Raw genomic sequence first — 26,971 nt, forward strand, 5'->3', positions numbered from 1 at the left:
CCGATCCGATCGAACCGAACACCGTGCGTGTCCGTACCTCTCGGCGGAGTTCATCCGATCACGGCCAACAGGAGACGAGCATGGAACGGACGGGACCGGACGACGACCGCAGCCGTCCACCGTCCCTGCGGATCGCCGGCTATGTGCCCGGTCACGCGGAGCGCACCGCCGCCCGGGAGACCGAGGAACGGTCCCCGCAGGTCAACTGGCCGGACATCGCGGACTACTGGCCGGCGGCACCGCGTGAGGAGCGGGCCCCCGAGCCGAAGGAGACCAGACCGGCCACCCGGAAACGGATCGCGCTGGCCGGCGGCGTGGCCATGCTGGTGATCGGCGGGGCGGTGCTGCTGGCCCGCCCGCTGCACACCGCGGAGGTTCCGGGGAACACCGCCGCCCAGGCGCCCACCCCGGAGGCGACCACGATCGCGCCGCAGCCGCCCGTCTCGGTCGCGCCGGCCACCACCGCAGCACCGTCGGCCACGCCGTCCGCCCCGCCGAGCAGCGTCCCGGCCCCGACGACGTCCGCCCCGGCCACCGGCGAGCTGCTCCCGGTCGTCACCTCGGCCCGGTTCGAGCTGGCCACCGGCGTCACCGAACTGTCGGTGAGCACCGCCGCCCTCGACGGCGAGTACTTCACGGTGAGCACCCCGGACGACTCCGGTCTCAAGGCCGGCACCACCTTCAGCGACGGCGTGCTGCGGGTCAGCGCCACGTCCACCGGCGAGGCCGGGTCGGGCAAGCTCGTCGTCCGGCTCAGCCGGGACGTCACCTGGCATCTGCGGATGACCGGCGGCGTCGCGAAGGCCACGTTCGCCATGGGCGGGGCGAAGGTCAGCCGGGTCGACCTGGACGGCGGCGCCGAACGGATCGACCTGACCCTCGACCCGCCGTCGGACACCCTGCCGATCCGGATGACCGGTGGCGTCTCCACCTGGCGGATCCGCACCGGCGCGTCCCTGCCGGTCCAGGTGCGGGTCCGCAACGGCGCCGGCGGGGTCACGCTGTACGGCGAGGAGCGCGAGGGTATCGCCGCGGGCACCACGATCCGGGACGGCGACGTGGCCGACGACGGTCTCGACATCGACGCCCGCGAAGGCTTCGGGACGCTGACAGTCAGCAAGAACTAGCGGCGGTGCAGGTTGAAGACCAGGTCCAGGACGAGCGCGGTCCAGCCGGTCTGATGCCACGCGCCCAGCCCGGCCCCGTTGTCGCCGTGGAAGTACTCCGGGAAGGCGACCAGGTCCTTCCAGTCCGGATGGGTCTGGAACAGCTCGGTCGACCCGTAGATCGGTCGCCGCCCGTCCTCGTCGGGGGTGAACATGCTGATCAGCCGGCGGGACAGGTCGTCGGCGATCTCGGTCAGTGACGCCTTGCGCTGGGCTCCGGTCGGGTACTCGGCCTTCAGATCGTCGCCGTAGAACTCGGCGAACTCCCGCAACGCCTGGATCAGCAGGTAGTTGACCGGCATCCAGATCGGACCACGCCAGTTGGAGTTGCCGCCGAACAGGCCACTGGTGCTCTCCGCCGGCTCGTATCCGACGGTGAAGTCGGAGCCGCCCAGCGAGACGGTGAACGGTTTCTCCAGATGGGCCCGCGAGAGCGTGCGCAGCCCGTACGCGGAAAGGAACTCCTCCGGGTCGAGCAGGCGCGCCAGGATCCGCAGCAGCTGGTCCTGCCCCACCATGCTGAGCAGGCGCTGCTGGCGCCGGTCCGCGCCGCCCAGCCGCCGCGCCGAGATCACGTCCCCGAACTCGGCCTGGTGGTGCAGCATCCAGCGGACCCGGGCGTTGACCTCCGGCAGCCGGTTGAGGGTCTCCGAGGTGAGCCGGGTGGTCGCCGCCAGCGGCAGCAGGCCGACGATCGAGCGGGCCTTCAACGGCACCTTGTGGCCGTCGGGCAGCCGCAGCACGTCGTAGAAGAAACTGTCCTCCTCGTCCCACAGCCCCTGCCGGTACGCGGCCTCCGCGATGTACGTGAAGTGTTCGAAGAATTTGGTGGCCATGTCCTCGTAGGCCCGGTCGTGCAGGGCCAGGATGATCGCCATGTCGAGCAGGTTGAGGGCGTACATCGCCATCCAGCCCGTGCCGTCGGACTGCTCCAGTGCCCCGGCGACCGGCAGCGCCGCCGACCGGTCGAACGGCCCGACGTTGTCCAGCCCGAGGAACCCGCCTTCGAACACGTTGTTGCCGCCGACGTCTTTGCGGTTGACCCACCAGGTGAAATTGAGCAGCAGTTTGTGCATCACCCGGGACAGGAAGTCGTAGTCGTGACTGCCGTCGATGCGGAACACCTGCAGCGCCGCCCACGCGTGCACCGGCGGATTGACGTCGGCGAACGCCCACTCGTAGGCGGGAATCTGCCCGTTGGGGTGCATGTACCACTCGCGCAGCAGCAGGAGCAGTTGCGCCTTGGCGAAGCCGGGATCGACGCGGGCGATGCTGACGCAGTGGAAGGCCAGGTCCCAGGCCGCGTACCAGGGGTACTCCCACGGATCCGGCATGCTGATCACGTCGAAGCTGTTCATGTGCCCCCAGCCGGCGTTGCGCCCGAAGCGCCGGCCCGGAGGCGGGGGTGCGTTGCCGGGATCGCCGGCCAGCCACTGCTTGACGTCGAAGTGGTAGAACTGCTTGCCCCACATCAGCCCGGCGACGGCCTGCCGGGCCACCGCTTTCTCGTCGTCGGAGGCGGCGTCCGGGATCGTCTCGGCGAAGAAGGCGTCGGCCTCGGCGAGCCGGTCGCGCATCACCGCGTCCCAGTCGTCGCCCGGGCCGTCCGGCGCGTCCCCCTGAGTCAACCGCATTCTGAGGGTACGAGTCTCGCCCGGTCCCAGTTCCAGCCGGTAGTGCAGCGCGCCCTTCGTGCCGGCGCCCGCCGGGTTCACCGTGGGCGTCCCGTGGATCACGAAGTCGTTGATCCCGTCCTTGGGGTAGTGACTCTTCCCCGGCAGCCCCCAGAGCCGCTGCGCGTTCGTCTCGTTGTCGCACATCAGCGCCGGCGGCTCGTCCTCGCCGACCAGGGTGATCGCGCCGATCGACCGGTGCTCGCCGGCCAGCCGTCCCGGCGTACCGGTGATCTTCGGGACCTGCCGGTTCTTCAGCCCCCACGACCACGTGTTGCGGAACCAGAGGGTGGGCAGCACGTCGATGGTGGCGGTCTTGGGGCCCCGGTTGGACACGGTGACCGCGATGCACATGTCGGCCGGGCCGGCTTTGGCGTAGTCGACGGTCACCGCCCAGAACCGGTCCTCGTCGAAGACGCCGGTGTCGACCAGCTCGTACTCGCCCTCGAACCGGGAGCGGTGGCCGTTCTCCCGGACCAGTTGGTCGTACGGGAACTCGGCCTGCGGGTAGTGGTAGCGCCACCGCATCCACGAGTGGGTCGGCGTGGAATCCTGGTACCACCAGTATTCCTTGGCGTCCTCGCCGTGGTTGCCGCCGTCGCCGGTCAGCCCGAAGATCCGCTCCTTGAGGATCGGGTCCTTGCCGTTCCACAGTGCCAGGGCGAAACAGAACGTCTGCCGGTCGTCACAGACCCCGGCCATCCCGTCCTCGTTCCACCGGTACGCCCGCGACCGCGCATGATCATGCGGAAAATACGCCCACGCCGTGCCGTGTTCGCTGTAGTCCTCGCGGACCGTGCCCCACGCGCGCTCCGCCAGGTAGGGGCCCCACGCACGCCACGGCTGTTCACCGGAGTCGGCCTGAGCCAGGCGTCCGCGTTCCGACACGTCCCTTGTCACCCCCACCACCCGAAATCTCCCACAAAAGAGATCACACTGAGAGTGTCACGCCGATGTGTCAAGCGTGTTCAGCTCCGGGGATTATCCGGGGCGGTTCTTCCGCCCCGGCCGGTGGCCGCCCGCGGGTAGTTTCGGGGCGTGCCCGCTTCTGAATACGTCCAGAACCTCCGCGCCAAGGTCGGCCCGGGTCTGATCATGTTTCCCAGCGTGACCGCGGTGGTCTTCAACGACCGCGACGAGGTGCTGCTGCACCGCCGCAGCGACACCGGCGTCTGGACGCTGATCGCCGGCATGATGGACCCGGGCGAACAGCCGGCCGCCGCGGTGGTCCGCGAGGTCGAGGAGGAGACCGCGGTCCTGGTCGAGATCGAACGGCTGGCCGGCACCGCCCTGCACGAGGTCACCTATCTCAACGGCGACCACTGCCACTTCGTCAACATCTGGTTCCGTTGCCGGGCGGTGTCCGGCGAGGCCCGCGTCAACGACTCGGAGTCCCTGGCCGTCGAGTGGTTCCCCCTGGACGCCCTGCCCGAACTGAACCCGTTCGCCCAGCACCGCATCCGCACCTCCCTGGAGAAGGACGCCCCGGCCTGGTATGCCGCCCCCGGCGAAGAGGTCCTCCCCGGCATGTGACGCCCGCCCGGTCAGCCCAGCCAGCCCGGGCGGATCAGGCCCGCCTCGTAGGCCTGCACCACCAGCTGCGCCCGGTCCCGCGCGCCCATCTTGATCATCGCCCGGCTGACGTGGGTCTTCGCGGTGGCCGGGCTGATCACCAGGCGCGCGGCGATCTCGTCGTTGGAGAGGCCCTCGCCGACCAGCGCCATCACCTCCCGCTCCCGGTCGGTGAGCTGCTCCAGAGCCCGGGCCGCCCCCGACGTCTGCTCCCGGCTCCCGGCGTGCGCGGCTGCCCGCGACCGGTCGCGGGCCAGCGCCGCCGCCCCGCCGGCGAACTCGCCGATCACCCGCCGGGTCACGCTCGGCGACAGCAGCGCATCGCCGGCCGCGACCGCGCGCACCCCGCGCAGCAGGTCCACCGGCTCGGTGTCCTTGACCAGGAAGCCGGAGGCCCCGGTCCGCAGCGCCTCGAACACATACTCGTCGAGCTCGAACGTGGTCAGGATGACGACCCGGGTGTCCCGCAGGGTCGGATCCGCCGCGATCCGCCGGGTCGCCTCCAGACCGTCCACGCCGGGCATCCGGATGTCCATCAACACGACGTCCGGCCGGGTCGACCGGGCCAGTTCCACCGCCCGCGCCCCGTCGGCGGCCTCACCGACCACCGCGATGTCCGGCTCCGCGTCGAGCAGGGCCCGGAACCCGGCCCGCACCAGCGCCTGGTCGTCCGCCAGCAACACCGAGATCATGTCGTCTCCTCCGGTCCCTGTGTGTGCGGCTCCTCGCGGGCGCGCGGGCTCTGCGGTGGCAGGGGAAGCACCACCGACACCAGGAAGCCGCCGGTGGGTGGGCGACCCGCCGCCAGCGTGCCGCCCAGCGTCTCCGCCCGCGCCCGCATGCCGATGATGCCGCTGCCCGGCTCACCGACCGGCCGGCCCGGGTCCGGCGGCGGACCGGCGTTGCGGATCGACAGGTGCAGCGCGGCCGGAAGGTAGTTCACCGACACCTCGGTGCCCGGCTCCGCCCCGCCCCCCGTCGCGCCCACGGCAGACCCAGCGGGCGCGTGGCGGCGGACGTTGGTGAGCGCCTCCTGCACGATCCGGTAAGCCGCCCGGTCCACCTCGGCCGGCAGCTCCCGCGGCTCCCCGGTGATCGTCGTCCGCACCGGGATGCCGGCGTCCGCGGTCAGCTCGGACAGCATGCCCAGTCCGAGGGCCGGCTGCCGGGGCGCCTCCTCCCCCTCGGTCCGGAGCACCCCCAGCACCGACCGCACCTCGCGCAGCGCCTCGGAACTCGCCGTCTTGATGGCCGCGAGCGCCTCCCGGGCCTGCTCCGGCCGGGCGTCCATCAGGTGCAGGCCGACGCCCGCCTGCACGTTGATCAGTGACAGGTGGTGCCCGAGGACGTCGTGCAGCTCCCGGGCGATCCGCAGCCGCTCCTCGGAGGCCTGGCGTTTCTGCTGTTCCTGCCGGGCCCGTTCCTGTTCGGCCCGGGCCTTGGCGATCTCGGCGAGCTGATTGGCGTAGACCCGGGAACCCGCGCCCAGCAGCACCATCGCGACCAGGGCGAGCCCGCCGAGCACGATCTGGCGCAGGTCCGGACGGGCGCCGGCCGGCAGGTCGAGCACCGGGACCGGCCCGCTCAGCACCAGCATCACCAGGAGGTAGGCGCCGAACCCGGACACCGCCGCGAACACCGCGGCCGCCCGGCGCCCCTGGCGGGCCAGCCCGAACAGGGCGATCGCCGGAGCCACCGCATAGGTCCACCGTGGCTGCGCCTGGGTCGCGAACGCGATCGACGCGGTCGCCGCGACCGCGAACACCGCGACCGGGAAGCGCCCCCGCCAGAACAGCGCGAGCGGACCGATCAGCAGGAGGGTGTAGGTCAGCGCGTCCATCGGCCGGTGGACCAGGCCGTCGGCGGCGAGGTCCCGCGCACCGAGGACATGGAAGAGGATCGCGGAGATCACCGCGACCGGCGGCCCGCCCCCGTGACGCCCGTGCGGCTGGAGGCGCCGCCGGGCCCAGGGCGGGCCCGGAGCCCAGGGTCCTGACCAGCCGTCGGCTCTCCGCATGAGCCGAACCTACGGCACCCCCGGCCCCCGGACATCGGAGCAGGGTCTGATCCTCGTCTACGCCCCTGGACGTACACGAGGCGTGGTCCGGCCTCTCGGATACCTCCGGTGCGGTACCCGGGCACTCCCGGAAGATGCGCCCCCGGTGCGACGCGCCGGACCGTCCGGGCGGGCAGGCTGATGACCAGCACAGCACCACATCCCGCCGAGGAGGACATCATGCATCCCGAAGCACCCGTCGCACCCGCCGCCACCGGCGGCCGGATCCGGACCTCCGACGCCGAGCGCGAGCAGGTCGCCGAGATCCTGCGGGCCGCCATGAGCGAGGGCCGACTGGACCTGTCCGAGGGTGAGGAGCGTCTGGCCACCGCCTATGCCGCGCGGTATCGCGACGAGCTTCGATCGCTCACCACCGACCTGCCGGAGGGCGGCCGCCGGGCACTGGACATGACGCCGCAGGGCCGCGCAGCGACACGCCGGGACCTGATCCGGCACGCGAGTTTCATTCTTGTCGCCGCCGGTGTCCTCACCGGTCTCTGGCTGCTGTCCGGCGCCACCTTCTTCTGGCCGGCCATCCCGCTGATGTTCCTGGTCATCGGCCTGTTCCGGCACGCTCGCCACGGTCGCTACCGGTTCCGTTACAGCTACGCTCATCATGTCCGATATTGATCAATATGATGTCGGGTGCCCGACCTTGAGCGCGACATGGCCCGCCGGTCGTTGATCTTCGCCGTCCGCTCTGCCACAGTGGCCGAGTTTGTTCGGGGAGGGACAAAGACACATGATGGGTCCGTCGCACGCTCTGTCCGGTTCGGCCGCCTGGCTGGCCGGCAGCTGGGCACTAGCCCAGTTCGCCGATGTCACCCAGTCACCGCTCGAGGTGGCGGTGGGAACCGCGATCTGCGCGGGTGGCGCGCTCCTGCCCGACCTCGACATGTCCGGCAAGGTGACCAAGAACCAGGGCGGCGCCACCGTCGCCCGCACCTTCGGGGTGGCCTCGCTGTTCGTCGCCGAGGTGGTGGAGAAGGTCTCGCTCGGCATCTACACGGCGACGAAGCTGAGCAAGGATCCGCGCCGCAACAACGGGCACCGCACCTTCACCCACACGATCCCGTTCTGCGTGCTGCTCGGCTGGGGCACCTCGGCGCTCTGCGAGAAGTACGGCGAGTGGGCGGTCGTCGCGATCGTCTTCGTGATGGCCGGCCTGGCCCTGCGCGGCCTCTTCGACGACTGGGCCGAGCGCGCCGGCTGGGTGCTCGTCACCCTGACCTCGGGTGTCGTCGCCTGGTTCACCGCCGCCAACCTGGACGGAGACCGCGGCTATCCGCTGATGGGCCTGGCCGTCGGCATGGGCTGTTTCGTCCATATCCTCGGTGACTGGATCACCAAGAACGGCGTGCCGATCCTCTGGCCGATCCCGATCAAGCGCCGCATGTGGATGATGTTCGGCATCCCGAACAGCATGGCGGTCAAGGTCGGCGGCAAGGTCGAGGTGGTCATCCTGCGGGGCGTCTTCACCTTCGTCGCGCTGATCTCGATCGCCGGCCTGTTCGTCCCCAGCCTGTTGCAGCGCTTCAACCTGGACATCTGGGCCAGCAAATAACCTCCGCCCAGCAAGGCAGGCGACTCGCCCCCGCCCTTTCCTGTGTACGCGTGAGCACACCACCCACGAGCCGCTCCGGATTATCGGAGCGGCTCGTGTCGTCATGGCGGTAGGCCCACGGCGTCTGATCGTGGAGACCGTGGAACTCCCCGACCCCTCGGATCGGGCAGATCCGGACTTCGTCGATCAGTCGGAGGCCGGGGCCCTGGCGGGGCTCTGTCTCACGGACTGTTTCAGCTTGTGGCGGCGGCTGGCCCCGGTGCCGTACGCGGTGGCCGGACGGTTGGCCGCGTTGGCGCAGCCCGTCCGGCCGTCCCGCGTCGATCTGCTCGTACCGGAGGCGTCCGTCCCGGCCGCTACTGCGGCACTGTCCAGACTCTCCATGCCGCGGTGGCACGAACGGTTACAGATGTACACCGGCAACGACTGATCAGCCCAGCAGCGAAGCAGCACCGGAACAGTGATCAGTCCGGGAACGGCGATCAGTCGATCGAGTAGGCGAGGTTGGGGCGGAGCCAGCGCTCCACCTCGGCCATCGGCAGACCGCGGCGGGCGGCGTAGTCCTCGATCTGGTCGCGGCCCAGGCGCCCGACCGTGAAGTACTTCGCCTCCGGGTGCGCGAAGATCAGGCCACTGACCGCGGCGGCCGGGGTCATCGCGAACGACTCGGTCAGGTGGACCCCGATGGCGTCGGTGCCGAGCAGGCGGAACAGGTCGCGCTTCTCGCTGTGGTCCGGGCAGGCCGGGTAGCCCAGCGCCGGGCGGATGCCGCGGAAGCGTTCGGCGTGCAGGTCCGCCAGCACCGGCTGGGCGTCCGGCTCGAACCAGTCGCGGCGGGCCTTGAGGTGCAGGTATTCCGCGAAGGCCTCGGCGAGCCGGTCGGCCAGCGCCTTGACCATGATGGCCCGGTAGTCGTCGTGCTCGGCCTCGTAGCGGGCGGCCAGTCTGTCGGCGCCGTGGATGGCGACCGCGAAGCCGCCCAGGTGGTCCCCGGAGTCGGCGATGTAGTCGGCCAGGCAGCGGTTGGCCCGGCCGGCCGGCTTCTCGGTCTGCTGGCGCAGCATCGGGAAGGACGAGCCGTTCTCCAGCAGGATGTCGTCGCCGGAGGAGTGCGCGGGCCAGAACCCGTACAGGCCCCGGGCCTGGAACGAGCCGTTCGCGATGATCTCGTCGAGCATGGTGTTGGCGTCGTCGAAGAGCTCGCGGGCGACCGGCTGCTCCAGGATCGCCGGGTACTTGCCCTTGAGTTCCCAGGCCAGGAAGAGGAACTGCCAGTCGATCATCGTGCGGAGCTCGGCGATCGACGGCGCGGCCTCCCGAACGCCGGTGAAGGCGGGCGTCGGGAGCGCGGAGAAGTCGACCTTCTCGCGGTTGGCGCGGGCCTGGGCGAGGGTCAGCAGCGGCTGCGAGTGCCGCTTCTCGTGCTGCTCGCGCAGCCGCTCCTGCTCGTGCCGGTTCGCCTCGTCGAGTTTCACGGCGCGTTCCGGGTCGAGCAGGTCGGAGACCACGCCGACCACCCGGGAGGCGTCCAGCACGTGCACGGTCGACCCGTCGTACGCCGGAGCGATCCGCACCGCCGTGTGCTGCTTGGAGGTGGTCGCTCCGCCGATCAGCAGCGGCAGTTTGAGCCCGCGGCGCTGCATCTCGGCGCCGACCGCCACCATCTCGTCGAGTGACGGCGTGATCAGGCCGGACAGGCCGATCGCGTCGGCCCCCTCGGCGACCGCGGTCTCCAGGATCTTCGCGGTCGGCACCATCACGCCGAGGTCGATCACCTCGTAGTTGTTGCAGCCCAGCACCACGCCGACGATGTTCTTGCCGATGTCGTGGACGTCGCCCTTGACCGTGGCGAGCACGACCTTGCCCTGGCCGCGGGAGCCGGCCTCCTTCTCGTCCTCCATGAAGGGCAGGAGGTAGGCGACCGACCGCTTCATCACCCGGGCGCTCTTGACCACCTGGGGCAGGAACATCTTGCCGGAGCCGAACAGGTCGCCGACCACGCCCATGCCGGTCATCAGCGGGCCCTCGATGACGTCGAGCGGCCGGGGCAGTTTCTGCCGGGCCTCCTCGGTGTCGTCCTCGATGAAGTCGACGATGCCGTGCACCAGGGCGTGGCTGAGGCGTTCCTCGACCGGTGCCTCGCGCCAGGAGAGGTCGACCTCGCGCTTGGCGCCGCTGCCGGTGACCGTGGAGGCGAAGGTGACCAGCCGGTCGGTGGCGTCCGGCCGCCGGTCGAAGATCACGTCCTCGACGAGTTCCAGCAGTTCGGCCGGGATGTCCTGGTAGACGGCGAGCTGGCCGGCGTTGACGATGCCCATGTCCAGGCCGACCTTGACGGCGTGGAAGAGGAACGCCGAGTGCATGGCCTCGCGGACGATGTCGTTGCCGCGGAAGGCGAACGACAGGTTGGAGATGCCGCCGCTGGTACGGGCGCCGGGACAGCGCTCCTTGATCAGCGGCAGCGCCTCGAGGAAGTTCTTCGCGTAGCCGTTGTGCTCGGCGATGCCGGTCGCCACCGCCAGCACGTTCGGGTCGAAGATGATGTCGGTGGGGTCGAACCCGTCCTCGACCAGCAGGTCGTAGGCGCGACCACAGATCTCGACCTTGCGCTCGGTGGTGTCGGCCTGGCCCTGCTCGTCGAAGGCCATCACCACCGCTCCGGCGCCGAAGTCGCGGATCCGGCGGGCGTGCGCCAGGAACGGCTCGGGGCCCTCCTTCAGGCTGATCGAGTTGACCACGCCCTTGCCCTGGACGCATTTGAGGCCGGCCTCGAGGACGCTCCACTTCGAGCTGTCGATCATGACCGGGATCCGGGCCACCTCGGGCTCGGTCGCGATCAGGTTGAGGAAGGTGGTCATCGCCCGCTCGCTGTCGAGCAGGTCGGCGTCCATGTTCACGTCGAGCAGGTTGGCGCCGCCGCGGACCTGTTCGAGGGCCACGTCGACGGCGGCCTGGTGGTCGTCGGCCTCGATCAGCCGGCGGAACTTCGCCGAGCCGGTGACGTTGGTCCGCTCGCCGATCATGACGAAGCCGGTGTCCGGGCCGATCGCGAACGGCTCGAGGCCACTGAAGCGGGTGGTCGGCGCCGGCGGGTCGATCACCCGGGGCGCGCTGCCGGCGACCGCCTGGGCGATCGCGGCGATGTGTGCCGGGGTGGTGCCGCAGCATCCGCCGACGATGTTGACCAGGCCGTCGGCGGCGAACCCGGCGAGCAGCTCACCGGTCTCGTCCGGGGTCTGGTCGTAGCCGCCGAAGGCGTTCGGCAGGCCGGCGTTCGGGTGCGAGGCGACGTACACGTTCGACAGGCGGGCCAGGTCGGTGACGTGCGGGCGGGCCTCGGCCGCGCCGAGTGCGCAGTTCACCCCGACGACCAGCGGCTCGGCCCGTTCGATCGAGCGCCAGAACGCCTCGACGGTCTGGCCGGAGAGGGTGCGCCCGGACAGGTCGACGATCGTGACCGAGATCCACAGCGGCAGCTCCGGCGCCACCTCACGGGCCGCTGCGATCGCCGCCTTCGCGTTCAGCGTGTCGAAGATCGTCTCGATCATGAGCAGGTCGACGCCGCCCTCGGCGAGGGCCGCGATCTGCTCCGCATAGGAGGCCTTGACCTGGTCGAAGTCGACCGCCCGGTAGGACGGCTCGTCGACCCGGGGCGAGAGCGAGAGGGTCACGTTGAGCGGGCCGATCGAACCGGCCACGAACCGCGGGCGGCCGTCCCGGGCGAACGCCTCGTCGGCGGCCTGCCGGGCCAGCCGGGCGCCCTGCACGTTCATGTCGCGGACCAGGTGCTCCAGGCCGTAGTCGGCCTGGGCGATGCTGGTCGCGGTGAACGTGTTGGTGGTGGTGATGTCGGCGCCGGCTGCCAGGTATTGCCGGTGGACGTCGAGGATGACGTCGGGCCGGGTGAGGATCAGCAGGTCGGGGTCGCCGGTGACGTCCTTGGGGTGGTCGGCCGGGATCAACTCGTTGCGGTAGTCCTCCGGGGCCAGCCGGGCGCCCTGCAGCATCGTGCCCCAGGCGCCGTCCAGCACCAGGATGCGCTCGGCGAGCAACTCGCGCAGTTGGGTGACGGTCTGGGTCACGTGCACACCTCCGAGGTGAGTCGGAGGCGCCCTTGTGTCAGGGAGGTTCCCCGGTCGAGCGTGACGGGTGGCCCCGCTGCAGCGCCTCTCGGCCGGTCCCGTCAACGATACCCACTTCCTCACTTGGCATCGGCATACGCTCCAACCACTGAGACGTCCAGGGGAAAACGCACCGTAGTGTCACCGAACAGCAACCGGCCGGCCCGTGCCGCGCTGTCGTGGACCGCCGCGACCACGGCATCCGCCTGCCCGGCCGGGCAGTGCACCACGATCTCGTCGTGCACGAAGAGCACCAGTTCGGCGGCGGTGCCCTCGAGAGCGGTGCGCAGCGTAGCGATCATGACGAGCGCCCACTCCGCCGCAGTGGCCTGAATCACGAAATTTCGGGTAAAACGCCCGCGTGAGCGGCCCGGCGGCGGGGCCACCTCGTCCGGCGGATCCAGCCCGTCGAACGCCTCCCGCGACGCCGGCGGACACGTCCGGCCCAGCCACGACCGGACCAGCCCGCCGTTCTCCCCGGTGCGGGCGGCCGCCTCGACATAGTCGAAAGCGGTCGGATAGTGCCGCCGCAGCACCGCCAGGGCGGGCAGGGCGTCACCGCCGGTCTGCCCGTACATCGCGCCGAGCAACGCCAGCTTGGCCTTGGCCCGGTCACCGGCGAACGAGTCGGTGGCCAGCGCCGCGTAGAGGTCACCGGCCGCGGCGGCGCGGGCCAGCCGGCCGTCGCCGGAGACCGCGGCCAGCACCCGGGGCTCCAGCTGCCCGGCGTCGGCGACCACGAACGTCCAGCCCGGGTCGGCCACCACCGCACGCCGGATCACCTTGGGCACCTGCAACGCCCCGCCGCCGCGGGTGGCCCACCGCCCGGAGACCACCCCGCCGGGCACGAACTCCGGCCGGAACCGCCCGTCGCGCACCCATGCGTCGCACCAGGCCCAGCCGTGCGCCGTCCAGATCCGGTAGAGCTCCTTGTAATCCAGCAGCGGCGCGACCGCCGGATGGTCGACCTGCTGCAGGATCCAGCGCCGGGTGCTGGGGATCTGCACCCCGGCCCGGGCGAACGCGCGGACCACCTCGGCCGGCGAGTCGGGATGCAGGCCGTGCACCCCGAACGCCTCGTTGATCGCGGCGGTCAGCTCGGCCAGCCGCCGGGGCGGCCCCACCGGCTGCGGCGGCCCGAGCAGCTCGCGCAGGATCTCGTCGTGCAGGTCGGCGCGCCACGGCAGCCCGGCATGCCCCATCTCGACGGCGATCAGCGCACCGGCGGACTCGGCGGCGACCAGCATCCGGAACCGGCCGGCCTCGGCGAGATCCCGGATCCGGCGCTGCTGTTCGGCGTGCACCGCGATCAGGTCGGCGATGTCGGCAGCCGGGCGCGACACGGTGTCGAAGAGCGCCTCCTGGGCGAACCCCGGCGGTGACGGCTCGGGCCGCGGCAGATCGGCCGGGACCGAAAGGCCGCGCAGGCGGGCGATCGCCGCCGGGACGCCGCGGGGCTCACCCCAGCGCCCGTCGTGCCCGGAGAGCAGCGCCTCGGTCAGCTCCAGATCGTGGCACCGGGCCACCCGCACCCCGGCCCGCAGCAGAGCCGGATAGACGTCCGCGGTGGAGGCCCACACCCAGCGGGGATGCTCGGCCGCCTCACGCTCGGCGACCACCGCGGCCAGGTCCGGAACACGCCGGGGCGGCCCGCCGTCGGTCAGATCCGCCAGCAGGCCACCCGCTCCCCCGGGATCAGCAGTCACCGCAACCAGCACGGCGCCATTGTCACCCAGGGGTATGACATCCCCGCCCGGTCAGCCGGCGAGGAGCCGATCGGACACGGTCCACAGCCGCTGGGCGCTCCCGGAATCCAGCGCCCAGGCCTTGACGCCGTGCGGGTGGTCGGCGAGGGAGGCGTCGTCGGGGACGGTGTAGGCCTCCCGGCAGTCGTCGAGGTAGTGGCCGCCGGTGTGGGCGAACTCGTCCGCGACGGCGGCGACCACCGTCGTCGCGGCGCCCTGCTCGACGGTCTTGTAGGAGAAGATGCCGGCCGCCTGAGCGGCGTCGAGGGACGCCTTCTGCGCGGGGGTGAAGTGACGTTGCAGGCCGGTCGCGATGCCGCCGGGGTTGACGGCGTTCGCCGTGATGCCGTCGCCGGCCCAGCGGCGGGTCGCCTCCACGGCGAACAACGCGTTCGCGGTCTTCGACTGTGCGTAGGCGATCTGCGGATCGTAGTCACGACGGGTGAAGTCGAGGTCGTCGAAGTCGACGCCGGCCCGCATGTGCGCCGTCGAGCTGAGAACGACCACGCGCGCCTCACCCCGCCGGGCGGCGCCCGCGGCGAGCGCCCGGTGCAGCCCGGTGGCGAGGGCGTGGTGCCCGAGGTGATTGGTCGCGAACTGCAGCTCCCGGCCGTCAGCGGTGCGTTCCAGCCCCGCGGTGACGATGCCCGCATTGTTGATCAGCAGATGCAGCGGCCCCTCCCAGGCCCGGACGAACGACGCCACCGAACCACGGTCGGCGAGATCCAGCCGCGCGACGACCGGCCGGCGGGAGGTCGCGTGCTCGACGGCCCGGGCGGCCTCGTCGCCCGCCGCGGTGTTGCGGACCGCGAGCGTCACCAGGGCGCCGGCGGCGGCCAGCGCGCGGGCGGTCGCGAACCCCAGACCGGAGGAGGCGCCGGTGACGATCGCCCGCACCCCGTGGAGGTCGACCCCGGCCAGGACGTCGGCGGCGGTGCTGTCGGCGGTGAAGCGGGTGGTGATGAGGCCACGTGAAGGCATGAACCGACTATACAAAGTCTGCTCATTGCGTCTAGTTGGTAGAGTGGAGGACGTGCCCGTGACACCCGGCGACACCGCCCGGCGTGACGCCGTCCTGGAGTCGGCGTTGCGCACCTTCGCCCGATTCGGATACCGCAAGACGTCGATGGACGACATCGCCCGGCAGGCGGCGATCTCCCGGCCCGGCCTCTACTTCCTCTTCACGTCCAAGGCCGACCTGTTCCGGGCCGCCGCGGATCACGGCATCGACCAGGATCTTCGGGATTCGCAGGAGGCGTTGCAGCGGGCGGACCGGCCGCTGGCCGAGCGGATCGTCGACGCCTTCGACTTCTGGGCGGGCCGCTATGTGGGCCCGCTCCGGGACGTGAGCGCCGTGCTGGACGACAACCCCGGCCTGCTGGGACCGGTCGCCCGCGGCGGCCCGGACCGGTTCGAGCGCATGCTCGTCACCGCCCTCCGAGATGCGGGCCACGAACCCGGAGCGATCGCACAGACCCTCGTCAGCGTCTCGATCGGCGTCAAGCAGCAGGCCGCGGACCGCGATGAGTATCGCGCCCGTATGGCCACCGCGGCCGATCTCCTGACGCGGGCATAGGCCGACCGCAGCCACGGTCGGCCCATACCCGTCAGTGCGCGCTGAGGATCAGTGGGCGCTGGAGCCGGCCCACAAGTTGATGCCGGACTCGGTGGCGTACTTGTCGATCTCGGCCAGCTCGTCCGCGGTGAAGGCGGTATTGCCGAGCGCGGCGACGTTGGCCTCCAGCTGGGCGACACTGCTCGCGCCGAGGACCACCGAGGTCATCCGCGGGTCACGCACCGCCCAGGCGATCGCCATCTGGGCCAGGCTCTGGCCGCGGCGCTCGGCGATGCCGGCCAGGGCCCGGACCTTGTCGAGGTTCTCGTCGCTGAGCAGGCCGGTGTCGAGGGACTTGTCGGCACTCGCCCGGGAGTCGTCCGGCACACCCCGCAGGTAGCGGTCGGTGAGCATGCCCTGGGCCAGCGGCGAGAACGCGATGCAGCCGGCGCCCTCGCGCTCCAGGGCGTCCAGCAGGCCGTCCTCGATCCAGCGGTTCAGCATCGAGTAGGACGGCTGGTGGATCAGCAGCGGCGTGCCCAGGTCGCGCAGGATCGCCGCGGCCTCGGCGGTCTTCGCCGGCGAGTAGGACGAGATGCCCGCGTAGAGCGCCTTGCCGGAGCGGACGGCCGCGTCCAGCGCGCCCATCGTCTCCTCCAGCGGGGTCTCCGGGTCGAACCGGTGCGAGTAGAAGATGTCGACGTAGTCGAGGCCCATCCGCTGCAGCGACTGGTCGAGCGACGCGGTCAGGTATTTCCGCGATCCCCAGTTGCCGTAGGGACCGGGCCACATGTCGTAGCCGGCCTTGGTGGAGATGACCAGTTCGTCGCGGTGCGCCGCGAAGTCCGCCGCCAGGTGACGACCGAAGTTGGCCTCCGCGGAGCCGTAGGGCGGCCCGTAGTTGTTGGCCAGGTCGAAATGCGTGATGCCGAGGTCGAAGGCGCGGCGCAGAATGGCGCGCTGCGTCTCCATCGGCTTGTCGTCACCGAAGTTGTGCCACAGCCCGAGCGAGATCACCGGAAGCTTGAGGCCGCTACGGCCCGTCCGCCGGTATTCCATGCTGTCGTAACGGCGTGCAGAAAAATCTGACATAAAACCTGAAATCCCTTTTTCTTGTACGAGTATTCGGGCCGAACCAGCATCGTCAGAGGGATTCGGCGTGCACCCGTAGATCAGCGCACCGTCACGGAAGCAGGGCCAGGTCCTCGGCCGTCAGCTCCAGATCCGCACCCGCCGCCGAGTCGATGATCGTCTCCGGGCGGCTCGACCCCGGAATCGGGATCGACACCGGCGACTTGGCCAGATGCCACGCGACACAGACGCGCTGCGGGCTCACACCGTGTTCGGCCGCCACGTCCGCGAACCCGCCACCGAGACCACCGGCCCGCGAGATCCCGCCCAGTGGCGACCACGGCAGGAACGCGATCCCCAGCTCCGTGCACAACTCCAGCTCCGGCTCGGACGAGCGGAACGCCGGGGAGAACTGGTTCTGCACCGCGACGAGCCGCCCACCCAGGATCTCCTGTGCCTGACGGATCTGCTCGGGATTCGCGTTCGAGATGCCCGCCATCCGGATCTTCCCGGCGTCGAGCAGGTCACGGATCGCGCCGATCGAGTCCGCGTAGGGAACCTCGGGGTCCGGCCGGTGGTGCTGGTAGAGGCCGATCGCCTCCACCCCGAGACGCTTCAACGACGCTTCACAGGCCTGCTTCAGGTAGTCCGGCGAGCTGTTCTTGGTCCAGCTGCCGTCGCCGGGGCGCAGATGCCCGCCCTTGGTCGCGACCAGCACGCCGGACGTGTCGCCGCCGTAGCTCGCCAGCGCTTGCGCGATCAGCGACTCGTTGTGGCCGACCTCGTCCGCGCCCACGTGGTAGGCGTCGGCCGTGTCGATCAGGGTGATCCCGGCGTCGAGGGCGGCGTGGATCGTACGGATCGACCGCTCCTCGTCCGGGCGTCCCTCGATCGACATCGGCATGCCGCCGAGACCGATCGCGCTGACCTCCACCTCACCGATGCGACGAGTCCGCATGTGATGCCTCCTCCTGCTAGTGGTGTCGTCCCTACCCTTCTCCCCCTCGATCCCCCACGTCCAACAGAAGAAACCGCTCGAATTCAGAAGCTAGAGTGCTCAATCGTGGAACTGCGGCATCTCGAGTACTTCGTGGCGGTCGCCGAGGAACGCCACTTCACCCGCGCGGCCGAACGGATGCGGGTCGCCCAGTCCGGGCTGTCCGCGTCGATCCGCTCCCTGGAACGTGAGCTCGACGCGGACCTGTTCGTCCGGCACACCCGGCGGGTCGAGCTGACCGACGCCGGCGAGGCCCTGCTCACCGAGGCGCACCGCACCCTGGCCAGCGCCGCGGCGGCCCGTGACGCGGTGGCGGCGGTCCGCGGGCTGCTCCGGGGCAACCTGTCGGTCGGCGCCGAGCAGTGTCTCGGCCTGATCGACATGCCGCCGCTGATCGCCGCGTTCCGCCGTGCCCATCCAGGGGTGGACGTCCGGTTGCGCTACGCCGGTTCCGGTCAACTGGTCGAGCAGGTCCGCCAGGGCCGCCTGCACGCCGGCTTCGTGGCGCTGCCCGGACCGGCCCCGGACGGGGTGCGCCTGATCCCGCTCGGCACCGAACCGATGGTCCTGATCTGCCACCCGTCACACCGCCTGGCCGAGGAGGAGATGGCGACGCTGGAGGACGTGCTCGGTGAGGACTTCGTGGATTTCAGCGCCGACTGGGGCGCCCGCCGGGTCAACGACCTGACCTTCGCCCGGGCCGGGGCCGAGCGCCGGGTGGTGGTGGAGGTGAACGACGTGCACACCCTGCTGGACTTCGTCCACCAGGGTCTCGGGGTGGCGCTGGTGCCGGCCCCGGTGACCCGCAAGTCCCAGGCGAAGGGCCTGCACGCGGCCGCGCTGACCGGAGTGGCGGTGGCCCCGAACTGGCAGGTGTCGGTGGCGGTGCCGGTCTCCACGCCGGCCGGCCCGGCCACCGAGTCCCTGCTGAACCTGGCCGTCCCCGGACGGGCCGCCGTCCCCGGACGGGCCGCGACTCCCCCGCCGTCCTGAGAGACCGGGAGCGGCGAGGGAGCCACGGGACGGTGCTTTACGCGTACCCCGGAAAGGGCTTGGTCATTTGACCGCGCCCGCGGTGAGACCGGCCTGGATCTGGCGCTGGAAAAGGGCGTAGACGGCGATCATCGGGATGATCGACAGGGTGAGGGCGGCGAAGAGCGTCGACCATTCGGCGTGATATCCGGCCTGCACGCTGATGTTCGCGATGCCCTGGGTGAGGACCCACTTGGAGTCGGCGCCGGCGCCCTGCATGATCGCGACCGGCAGGAGGTACTGGTTCCACTGGCCGACGATGTTGAAGATCGTGATGCTGATCAGGCCGGACTTCGCCATCGGCATCATGATCTGGAAGAACTTGCGGGTGTGCGACGCGCCGTCCATCGTCGCCGCCTCGTCGATCTCGTGCGGCAGCGACTTGAAGAACGCGGCCAGGAAGAACACCGTGAACGGCAGCGAGTACGAGATGTAGACCAGGATCAGGCCGGTGAACGTGTTGATCAAGCCGAGGTTCTTGAGGATGAAGAACAGCGGGGTGATCGCCATGAAGGTGGGGAACGCCAGACCGGAGACGAACAGGTAGTACAGGAAACGGTTGCCGCGGAACTGATAACGGGCCAGCACATAGGCGGCCATCGCACCGAGCAGCATGGTGCAGGCGGTACTGATCGTGACGACGAAGATGCTGTTCAGGAAGTACAGCCCGATGTGCGCCTCGGTCCACGCCCGGAAGTAGGTGTCCAGCGAGAACGTCTGCGGCAGGGCGAACGGCTTGCCGAGGAAGATCTCGGTGTTGCTCTTGAACGAGGCGAGCATCACCCAGATCAGCGGGCCGGCCGTGGCGATCGCCCAGGCCAGCAGGGCCAGGTGGGCCAGGCCGGTGAGCGCGTTGATCTCGCGGCGCACGGTGGTCTTCTTGTCCGGGACGGCGGTCGCCAGGGTCTCTGTGGTCATCATCGTCTCCGGATCAGACGGCGTCGCGCCGGGTGACGCGCAGGGTCAGCGCGGCGAAGGTGAGGGTCAGGAAGAACAGCGCCACGCCGAGCGCCGAGGCGTAGCCGGCCTGCGAGTACTCGAAGGCGTTGCGGTAGATCAGCATGGCGAGCACCGAGGTGGCGCCGTCCGGGCCGCCGCGGTCCACCGACATGATGTTGATCAGGGCGAAGCAGTCGAACGCGGCGATGCCCAGGTAGACCCAGGCGACCTGCAGCGTGTTCCAGAGCAGCGGGATGGTGATCCGGAAGAACAGGGTGATCCGGTTCGCGCCGTCCAGCTCGGCGGCCTCGTAGATGTCCTGCTCGATCGAGCCCATGCCGGCCGAGAAGAGCACCACGTAGAAGCCGACCGCCTGCCAGACCGCGACGGCCAGGATGCAGGTCAGCGCCCAGCGTTCGTCGGCGAGGAACAGCCAGGGGCTCCACGAGTCCGGGAACAGGCCGTTGAGCATGCCGCTCTCGTCGGTGGAGAACACCCGGCCGAAGATCACCGCGACGATCGCGAGGGCCATCAGCTGCGGGAAGAAGAAGATCACCCGGTATCCGGTGGAGCCCCATACGCCGCGGTTGCGCCCGCCGCCGACGTTCAGCAGGAAGGCGAAGACCAGGGCGATCGCGATCGTGATGATCGGCAGCAGGATCAGCAGGTAGAGGTTGTGCCCGACGGAACGCCAGAACAGGTCGTCGTTCCACAGCTTGACGAAGTTGTCGAAGCCGATGTATTCGATCGCGCCCAGACCGGACCAGTTGGTGAAGGCCAGCTGGAACGTCTGGATGTAGGCCGCGACGACGAAGGTGACGTAGAGCGCCACCGGCACGGCAAGGAAGCCGATGATGAAGGGGTACTTGCCGTGCCGCATGGCCCGTCTACTCCTCGTTTACGAAAAAAGCGGTCAGCTGCGGTTGAACTTGGTGATCGAGGAGTCGGCGGCGACCGCCTGCGCGGCGGCCTCCATCCGGTCGCAGAACTTCTTCGCGTCGTAGTCCTTGAACATCAGGTCGTTCGCGGCGATGCGGGACTCGTCGTCGAGCTTCTTGTACCAGGTGTCGAACAGGTAGCCCATGAAGATGTCCGAGCCGGCCTTGGTGATCGCCTCGCCGGCGCTGGTGAGTCCGGGCGAGATGGTCTGGCCGTCGGCCGCACCGGCCACCACGGTCAGCGACTTGGTCAGCTTGGTGAAGCCGAGCGCCGCCTCCTTGGAGAGCATGCCGCGCAGGTACTCCATGCCGCCACGGGGGTTCTTGCCCTTCGCGGCGACGAAGTAGATCTCGCCGGCCGCGGCGTTCAGGGCCGCCGCCGGGAGCTTGTCGGCGTCGGTGACGCTCGGGTACGGCGCCACCGCGTACTCGAACCCGGGCGGGGTGTCCTTGGCCTGCTCGTTCTCCAGCCAGGAACCACACGGGTAGAACGCCAGCTTGTCCTGGTTCTGCCGGAGCTGGACCTCGGTGTGCTTGAGGCCGAGGAAGCTCTTGTCCAGGTAGGTCTTGCCGATCCCGGCCCACGCCTCGGCGGCCTTGAGGACGGCGTCGTTGGTCCAGGCGCCGGCCTTCAGGTTGTCGATGTCCTTGAGGACCTGCTCGGTGCCGATCTTCCCGGCGCTCGTCATGATCGCGCGGACCATGTAGTACGACGCGTTCGCACCGGCGTAGCCGAACGGCGTGATGCCGGCCGCCTTGATCTTGTCGAGCAGGGCGGTGAACTCGGCCCAGGTGGTCGGGGCGGCCCAGTTGTTCTTGGTGAACAGCGCCTTGTTGTACCAGAGGCCGAACACGGTGTACGCGTAGTTCACCGCGTACGGCTTGCCGTTGTAGGTGCCCTGCTCGATGGCGCCCGGCACGAGCGTCTCGCCGACCGTCTTGCCCTCGACGTCCCAGGACGGGGCCGCGAACAGCTCGGTGAGCTCCTGGGCCTGTCCGGCGTTGACGACCGCGCCGAAGTCCATCAGCTTCGAACCCGAGTTGTTGATCATGTCGGGCGCGTCGCCGGCGTTGATCCGCGGCTGGATGACCGTGGAGACCTCCTGGGTGGCCGAGTAGGTCACCGCCGAGTCCGGCCACTTCTTGTTGTAGAGCGGGGTGTCGACGTCGGTCGCGTACTTGGTGCCCAGACCGCCGTCGAAGATGACGATCTCGAGGCCGGCCTTGGGGTCCACGCCGAGCGGGTTCTCCGCCGACTTCTCCCCGGTGGCCTGCTCGGGCGTCTCCTCGGAGCCTCCGCCGACGCAGGCGCTGAGCATGCTCACCGCCGGGATGGCGGCGAGGCCGACCGCGCCCGCACGGCGCAGCAGGGAACGGCGGTCGAGCTCGGAGTTCGTTATGTCAGCCATCGAAATCCTTTCGGGTCAACCCTTGACGGCGCCGGCCGTCAAACCGGTGGCGATGTTGCGCTGGATGAGAAGGAAGAAGACCACCACGGGAATCGATGTGATGATCGCACCCGCCATGAGAGGGCCCCAGGCGGTGCCTCGTTCGGTCTGGTTGTAGAGCAGCCAGGCCATCAGGTTCTGTTTCTGCGGGCTGTTCAGCGTGTTGATGATGATGAACTCGTTCCACGCCTGAATGAACCCGTAGACGGAGGTGGCCACCAGCCCGGGACCGGTGAGCGGAAGGATGATCTTCCAGAACACCTGGGGCCGGGAGCAGCCGTCGATCATCGCGGCCTCGTCCAGCTCCCGGGGGATGCCGGAGATGAAGCCGCGCAGCGTCCACACCGTGTATGGCAGCAAAAGCACCAGATAGGTCAGGGACACACCGATCAGACTGTTGGTCAGATTCGCCTTCTGCAACATGAGGAAGAGCGGAATCAGCAGAGCGAGGAACGGAACCAGCTGCACACCCAGCACGACCAGGATGATCGCCCGGCGGCCGTAGAACTGGAACCGGGCGATGGCCAGCGCCGCGAGGAAGCCGACGACCAGGGCCGCGGCCACCGCCATCGCCGTGATCAGCAGTCCGTTCAGCATGCTCGGCAGGAACAGCTCCTCGCCCAGCGCGGACCGGAAGTTGTCGAGCGTCGGGCTCGCCGGGAAGAACGTCGGGGTGAAGCTGCGTACCTCGCTGTCCGGCTTGAACGCCGTGTTCAGCACCCAGTACACCGGGAAGATCATGATCAGGCCGAAGAGGATGCCGGTGGTGTTCGCCGTCACCGTCCCGGCCCGGCTGCGGCCGACGGTGACGACGTCCTCGTCGTGGCGAGCCATCAGTCCACCTCCCCGATCTTGAACATCTGCCGGATGTAGAACACCATCACACCGAGCATCAACAGGACAGTGATCACCGAGATGGCTGACCCGTAGCTGTACCGGGATTGCCCGAACGCCTGGGTGTACGAGTACGTCGCCAGCGTCTGGTAGACCGGCTCCGGGTGGCTGTCGCGCAGCGCCCAGTTCTGGGTGAACAGGCCGAAGTTCCAGATCACCGACAGGGTGGTCACGATGGTCAGCAGCGGCTTGAGGATCGGCAGGGTGATGCCGCGCAGCACCTGCCAGGCGTTCGCCCCGTCCACCGTGGCCGCCTCGATCAGTTCCTTGGGCACCTGGGTCAGCCCGGCACTCAACGAGATCGCCAGGAACGGGATGCCGGCCCACACCACCAGCGTGGTGATCACCGCCCAGCCCTCCCACGGGTTGACGAACCAGCTGTGGTTCGCGAAGTCCACCCCGGGGATCTTGTCGATCAGGTAGTTGAGGACGCCGAAGTCCGAGTCGGTCAGCCAGCGGAACGCCTGGGCCGCCACCAGCTGCGGCAGCGCCCAGACGAACATCATCGCGATCATCATGAACAGCCGGACACCGCGCGTCACCCGGCGCATCAGCAGCGCGACGCCCAGCCCGAGCAGCACCGACACGGTCACCGAGACGACCGTGAACGCGGCGGTCCGCCCGACGACGCCCCAGAAGACGCCGTCGGTGAGGGCTTTCACGTACTGGTCGACGCCCGCCCACGGCGGGGCCAGGTCGGTGATCAGCTCCCGCAGCCGCATGTTCTGGAACGACAGCAGGATCATCCGGTAGAGCGGGTAACCCAGCAGTGCCAGCAGGATCACCAGGGTGGGCAGGGAGAGCAGCCAGGCGGCCCGGGCGTCCCGGTTGCGCCGCCGTGGCACGACGGTGTCGACGGCTGTCATGACGATCAGACCTCGTTGAGGGTGGCGGCGATCTGCTCGTCGGCCCACTTGGTGCCGTCGGCCACCGTCTTCTTACCGGTCAGGATGTCGGTCAGCATCGTCTGCAGGACGCTGGCCTTCTCCACGTCGGCCCACTTCTCCGCGTTCGGCGGGAACCAGCTGGCCTTGGCGGAGAGCGCGGACGGCGCGATCGCCGGGTTGTCGGTGGCGGCCTTGTCCAGCAGGGCCGTCGAGTTCGGCAGCGCGCTGGCCTTGATCAGGCCCTCCATCGACTTGGCGTCGGTGAAGTACTTGACCCACTGGGCGGCCAGCTCCTTGTTGGCGCTCTTCTGGGTCACGCCCAGGTTCGAGCCGCCGAGGAACGACGGGACCTCCGGCATCGGCGCGGCGGCCAGCTTGCCCTTCACCTTGGTCGGCAGCAGCGCCGAGTTCGGGTCGTTGGGGTCCTTGCGGGTCTCCTCAGCCGCGCCCTGCTCCCAGGCGTTGCCGTAGAACATCGCGCTGGAGCCCTGCGCGACGATCGCGCCCTGCTCGTTCTCGTTCTTGGTGACGTCGGCCTTCGAGTACTTCTTGACCAGGTCGACCCAGCGCTGCAGGCCCTCCTGCGACTGCGGGGTGGAGAGCTTGCCGACCCACTTGTCGCCCTCCTTGGCCGCGATGTCACCCCCGGTCGACTTCACCCAGGACATCGCGGCGTACCAGTACTGGCCCGGCATGTAGACGGTGTTGAACTTGCCGTCCGCGGCGTTCTGCGCCTGCACCTTGTCGGCCGCCGCCAGGAAGTCCGTGTAGGTCGCCGGGGCGGCCGTGACACCGGCCTTCTCGAACAGGTCGGTGCGGTAGATCAGCACCCGGGCACCGGCGTAGTAGGGCACGCAGTAGGTCTTGCCCTCCAGCTCGCAGGCGCCGGAGAGGCCGGACAGCCAGGTGTCGGAGTTCTCGAAGTCGCCCTTGTTCAGCTCGGCGAAGCCGCCGTTGAAGACGTACTTGGAGAACTCGGTGTTGCCGAGCTCGACCACGTCCGGCACGTCCGAGCCGGCCAGCGTCGCGTCCAGCTTCGTCAGGTGGTTGGCCCACTGCTGGTACTCGACGGTCACCGCGGCGCCGGTCGCCTCGGTGAACCGCTTGGTGGCGTCGTCGACGACGTCCTTCCACGCCGTCTCGGCATCCACCATCAGCCAGACCTTGATGGTCTTGCCCTTGCCGTCGACCGTGCCGGTCGCCGACGTGGCCCCTTCGTCCTCGGCCGTCCCACCGCAGGCGGCGGCGCCGAACAGTGTCGCGGCGAGCGCCGCGGCAACTGCGATCTTGCGCTTCACAGGTCCTCCCGGAGAGAAAAAATGCTGATCACTACTTCGCTGCCTTGTGCCCGTGGACCGCTTGCGCGGTCCGCTGGAAGGCGGCGTGTGAACGTTCGTGGGTCCGCTGCGCGACGGCGACATAGAGGAGATCGAGAACGACCAGCTGGGGATGCCGGGCGCTGAGCGCGTCAGGGCGGAACGTGGTCGCCTGCGTGGCGGTGAGCAGGACGATGTCGGCGAGCTCGGCCAGCGGGGAACGGGGGAAGCTGGTCAGCGCGATCGTGGTGGCGCCCCGGCTGTTCGCCTCGGCGAGCAGCTCGATCGTCTCGCCGGTCTCGCCACTGTGCGAGATGCCGAGCGCGACGTCACCGGGCCGGGACAGCGCGGCGGAGGCCAGACCGTTGTGCACGTCGGTCCAGGCCCACACCGGGATGCCGATGCGGTGCAAACTGAACTGCATCTCCTCGCCGACCAGCGCACTGCCGCTGGCGCCGAAGATGTTCACCCGGGGCGCGGCGGCGATCGCCACGGCGGCCCGGCCGACCTCGCCGAGATCGAGCAGCGAGGCGGTGTCGTGCATGGCCCGGGTGTCGGCGGCCATGATCTGCCCGAGCACCCGTTCCAGCGGGTCGTTCGGCTGGATCTCGCGGCCGATGTCGACGGTCCATCCGGCGGACCGCGCCCGGCCGGTCTCCGCGGCGATCCCGAGGCGCAGATCGGCGTAGCCGTCGAACCCGACCGCCCGGCAGAACCGGGTCACCGTGGCCGGCGAGGTGCCGCTGCGTTCGGCGAGCTCCACTATGGTCGCCCGGGACGCCCCGGCCGGGTCGGTGAGCACCTGCTCGGCGACCCGTTGCAGCGCTCCGGTGAACTCCGGGAGCAGCGCCCGGACGCGGAGCAGGACGCCGTCGTGCTCGAGTGATCCACCCCTGACCGGGCCCTGGCCGCGAGCCGGCGAGGCGGTCGCCGCGCCGGCCGCGACCCCGTTCATCTCCGGTTCAGCCATCGACACCCTTTCAGGAAGGACTGTTTACTGTCGCGGTAAAAGTTCTTACTAACCGCCCCTCCCTGTCAAGACTGTGAAGGAAGTTTTCAGATCGTTACCTGACCAGCGCGAATGAACGATTGTTTCGGCGGGCGCGGATGACGACCATCGATCCCCAAATGGCCGACATGACGTGACAGCCATCACATGACCGGTTTTCACCAGCTTTGTCATAGGCTTTTCGGGGTGCCGGGCTGACCTTTTCGATGATGCCTACATAGGCCGTTCGGCCGATCTCGCCTACGCTCCGAAACGTGTTCGTCACTTCCGAAACAAGATCAAAAACATTTTCGGGGGTACGCCGGGCAGCTGCCACTTCTGCCCGGAAGCGCCCGTTCGCTCAGTCGGCCGTCCGGTCCGCCTCCGCCCGGCAACGCCCATTCGCTCAGCCGGCCGCCCGGTCCGCCTCCGCCCGGCAACGCCCATTCGCTCAGCCGGCCGCCCGGTCCACCTCCGCCCGGCAACGCCCATTCGCTCAGCCGGCCGTCCGGTCCGCCTGAGCACCGGCGCCCGCAGCCGGCTCGAAGGCGCGACTCAGCCATCACCGACAGCCCAGCCATGACCGACGACAGCCCAGCCATGACCGACGGCTCGTCCCGGCCGGCCGTCGCCCACGGTCGCATCCGGCTCGCAAAAGAACCACGGCTGACGGCCGGATCAACCGAGCTGTCGTCCACGGCTGCCCGGAAGCCGAAACTCAGCCGCCAACGACGGCTCCAGGACGGCCAGCCGTCGTCTACGGCTGTTCTGGCATCCGCCCCGAACCATGGGCGACGGCTCGTCCCCGCGAGCTGTGAACCACGGCTGCCGGAGGTCATCTCGAGAACCATGGGCGACGGCTCGGATGGGGTGCTCCTGCGGCTCGGGACAGCACAGCGGCACAGCACGGCGCGACACGGCCCGGCGGCACAGCACGACGCAGCACGGCCCGGCGGCACAGCACGACGCAGCACGGCCCGGCGGGGCGCGACGCGGGGCGGGGCGGGGC

Annotated in this window: 22 protein-coding genes; 7 read left to right on the forward strand and 15 right to left on the reverse strand. The window is 69.8% G+C overall.

The annotated features are described in order from the left end of the window. The first annotated feature begins 80 nt into the window (after positions 1-80). The gene (locus WH85_RS47755) at positions 81-1,127 is read left to right on the forward strand and encodes a lipase chaperone (RefSeq protein ID WP_052721100.1); all 1,047 of its coding nucleotides are present in this window, start codon (positions 81-83) and stop codon (positions 1,125-1,127) included. Here the strand turns inward: WH85_RS47755 and WH85_RS37945 are convergent. Continuing rightward, on the reverse strand, positions 1,124-3,739 hold the full coding sequence (locus WH85_RS37945) for an MGH1-like glycoside hydrolase domain-containing protein (protein ID WP_157411470.1): 2,616 nt from the start codon (positions 3,737-3,739) through the stop codon (positions 1,124-1,126). The genes WH85_RS47755 and WH85_RS37945 overlap by 4 nt on opposite strands. A 138-nt stretch (positions 3,740-3,877) precedes the next feature. Here WH85_RS37945 and WH85_RS37950 point away from each other — a divergent pair, with 138 nt between their 5' ends. Further along, positions 3,878-4,372: an NUDIX hydrolase gene (locus WH85_RS37950; protein WP_157411471.1), complete on the forward strand. Its 495-nt coding sequence runs from the start codon at positions 3,878-3,880 to the stop codon at positions 4,370-4,372. Positions 4,373-4,383: 11 nt separating this feature from the next. On the opposite strand, the gene WH85_RS37955 is transcribed toward WH85_RS37950, so the two are convergent. Both WH85_RS37955 and WH85_RS37960 read right to left on the reverse strand, forming a co-directional pair. Next, positions 4,384-5,103 carry a response regulator gene (locus tag WH85_RS37955; protein ID WP_045746973.1) on the reverse strand — a complete coding sequence of 240 codons (720 nt, stop codon included), beginning with the start codon at positions 5,101-5,103 and terminating at the stop codon, positions 4,384-4,386. Beyond that, positions 5,100-6,428, reverse strand: a complete 1,329-nt coding sequence (locus WH85_RS37960) for a sensor histidine kinase (protein ID WP_045746974.1) — start codon at positions 6,426-6,428, stop codon at positions 5,100-5,102. The genes WH85_RS37955 and WH85_RS37960 overlap by 4 nt, the downstream gene beginning before the upstream one ends. 219 nt (positions 6,429-6,647) lie before the next feature. On the opposite strand from WH85_RS37960, the gene WH85_RS37965 reads away from it, so the two are divergent. The 3 genes from WH85_RS37965 to WH85_RS37975 all read left to right on the forward strand — a co-directional run bounded on the left by WH85_RS37965 (position 6,648) and on the right by WH85_RS37975 (position 8,461). Further along, on the forward strand, positions 6,648-7,097 hold the full coding sequence (locus tag WH85_RS37965) for a DUF1707 SHOCT-like domain-containing protein (RefSeq protein WP_045746993.1): 450 nt from the start codon (positions 6,648-6,650) through the stop codon (positions 7,095-7,097). A gap of 112 nt (positions 7,098-7,209) precedes the next feature. After that, a complete protein-coding gene (locus tag WH85_RS37970) occupies positions 7,210-8,031 on the forward strand; it encodes a metal-dependent hydrolase (RefSeq protein ID WP_045746975.1) in 822 nt (273 codons plus the stop codon). 103 nt (positions 8,032-8,134) lie between these two features. Further along, entirely contained in the window at positions 8,135-8,461 is a 327-nt protein-coding gene (locus WH85_RS37975; RefSeq protein ID WP_157411472.1) for a hypothetical protein, read from the forward strand. A 52-nt stretch (positions 8,462-8,513) separates the two neighbouring features. Here the strand turns inward: WH85_RS37975 and metH are convergent, their stop codons facing one another. From metH to WH85_RS37990, 3 genes are all read right to left on the reverse strand, one after another. Beyond that, positions 8,514-12,113, reverse strand: coding sequence for a methionine synthase (gene metH / locus WH85_RS37980; protein WP_083449575.1), 3,600 nt, complete (start codon positions 12,111-12,113; stop codon positions 8,514-8,516). A 119-nt stretch (positions 12,114-12,232) separates the two neighbouring features. After that, positions 12,233-13,870: a bifunctional 3'-5' exonuclease/DNA polymerase gene (locus WH85_RS37985; protein ID WP_045746977.1), complete on the reverse strand. Its 1,638-nt coding sequence runs from the start codon at positions 13,868-13,870 to the stop codon at positions 12,233-12,235. A 39-nt stretch (positions 13,871-13,909) separates the two neighbouring features. Further along, positions 13,910-14,878, reverse strand: a complete 969-nt coding sequence (locus tag WH85_RS37990; protein WP_045746978.1) for an SDR family NAD(P)-dependent oxidoreductase — start codon at positions 14,876-14,878, stop codon at positions 13,910-13,912. A 52-nt stretch (positions 14,879-14,930) separates the two neighbouring features. On the opposite strand from WH85_RS37990, the gene WH85_RS37995 reads away from it, so the two are divergent. Further along, a complete protein-coding gene (locus tag WH85_RS37995; RefSeq protein WP_245674265.1) occupies positions 14,931-15,473 on the forward strand; it encodes a TetR/AcrR family transcriptional regulator in 543 nt (180 codons plus the stop codon). Positions 15,474-15,521: 48 nt separating this feature from the next. Here the strand turns inward: WH85_RS37995 and mgrA are convergent, their stop codons facing one another. Beyond that, a complete protein-coding gene (gene mgrA / locus WH85_RS38000) occupies positions 15,522-16,544 on the reverse strand; it encodes an L-glyceraldehyde 3-phosphate reductase (protein WP_045746979.1) in 1,023 nt (340 codons plus the stop codon). Positions 16,545-16,635: 91 nt separating this feature from the next. After that, complete coding sequence (locus WH85_RS38005) at positions 16,636-17,481, reverse strand: aldo/keto reductase (RefSeq protein WP_045746980.1); 846 nt, start codon at positions 17,479-17,481, stop codon at positions 16,636-16,638. Positions 17,482-17,586: 105 nt separating this feature from the next. Between WH85_RS38005 and WH85_RS38010 the strand changes: the two genes are divergently transcribed. After that, on the forward strand, positions 17,587-18,513 hold the full coding sequence (locus WH85_RS38010; protein WP_045746981.1) for a LysR family transcriptional regulator: 927 nt from the start codon (positions 17,587-17,589) through the stop codon (positions 18,511-18,513). A gap of 63 nt (positions 18,514-18,576) precedes the next feature. On the opposite strand, the gene WH85_RS38015 is transcribed toward WH85_RS38010, so the two are convergent. Genes WH85_RS38015 through WH85_RS38045 form a run of 7 tightly spaced genes read right to left on the reverse strand, consistent with a single transcriptional unit; the run spans position 18,577 to position 25,944 of the window. Beyond that, a complete protein-coding gene (locus WH85_RS38015; protein ID WP_045746996.1) occupies positions 18,577-19,470 on the reverse strand; it encodes a carbohydrate ABC transporter permease in 894 nt (297 codons plus the stop codon). Positions 19,471-19,483: 13 nt separating this feature from the next. Further along, positions 19,484-20,371: a carbohydrate ABC transporter permease gene (locus WH85_RS38020; protein WP_045746982.1), complete on the reverse strand. Its 888-nt coding sequence runs from the start codon at positions 20,369-20,371 to the stop codon at positions 19,484-19,486. A gap of 33 nt (positions 20,372-20,404) precedes the next feature. Next, a complete protein-coding gene (gene ngcE / locus WH85_RS38025) occupies positions 20,405-21,838 on the reverse strand; it encodes an N-acetylglucosamine/diacetylchitobiose ABC transporter substrate-binding protein (protein WP_045746983.1) in 1,434 nt (477 codons plus the stop codon). A 15-nt stretch (positions 21,839-21,853) separates the two neighbouring features. Further along, positions 21,854-22,711: a carbohydrate ABC transporter permease gene (locus WH85_RS38030; protein WP_045746984.1), complete on the reverse strand. Its 858-nt coding sequence runs from the start codon at positions 22,709-22,711 to the stop codon at positions 21,854-21,856. Then, positions 22,711-23,637, reverse strand: coding sequence for a carbohydrate ABC transporter permease (locus WH85_RS38035; protein ID WP_045746985.1), 927 nt, complete (start codon positions 23,635-23,637; stop codon positions 22,711-22,713). Before WH85_RS38035 ends, WH85_RS38030 begins: the two co-directional genes overlap by 1 nt. A 5-nt stretch (positions 23,638-23,642) precedes the next feature. Continuing rightward, positions 23,643-24,956: an extracellular solute-binding protein gene (locus tag WH85_RS38040; protein WP_045746986.1), complete on the reverse strand. Its 1,314-nt coding sequence runs from the start codon at positions 24,954-24,956 to the stop codon at positions 23,643-23,645. 31 nt (positions 24,957-24,987) lie between these two features. Beyond that, entirely contained in the window at positions 24,988-25,944 is a 957-nt protein-coding gene (locus WH85_RS38045) for a MurR/RpiR family transcriptional regulator (RefSeq protein ID WP_045746997.1), read from the reverse strand. Positions 25,945-26,971 lie beyond the last annotated feature (1,027 nt).

Source organism: Actinoplanes rectilineatus (assembly GCF_000962825.1).
GTDB classification, from domain to species: Bacteria; Actinomycetota; Actinomycetes; order Mycobacteriales; family Micromonosporaceae; genus Actinoplanes; species Actinoplanes rectilineatus.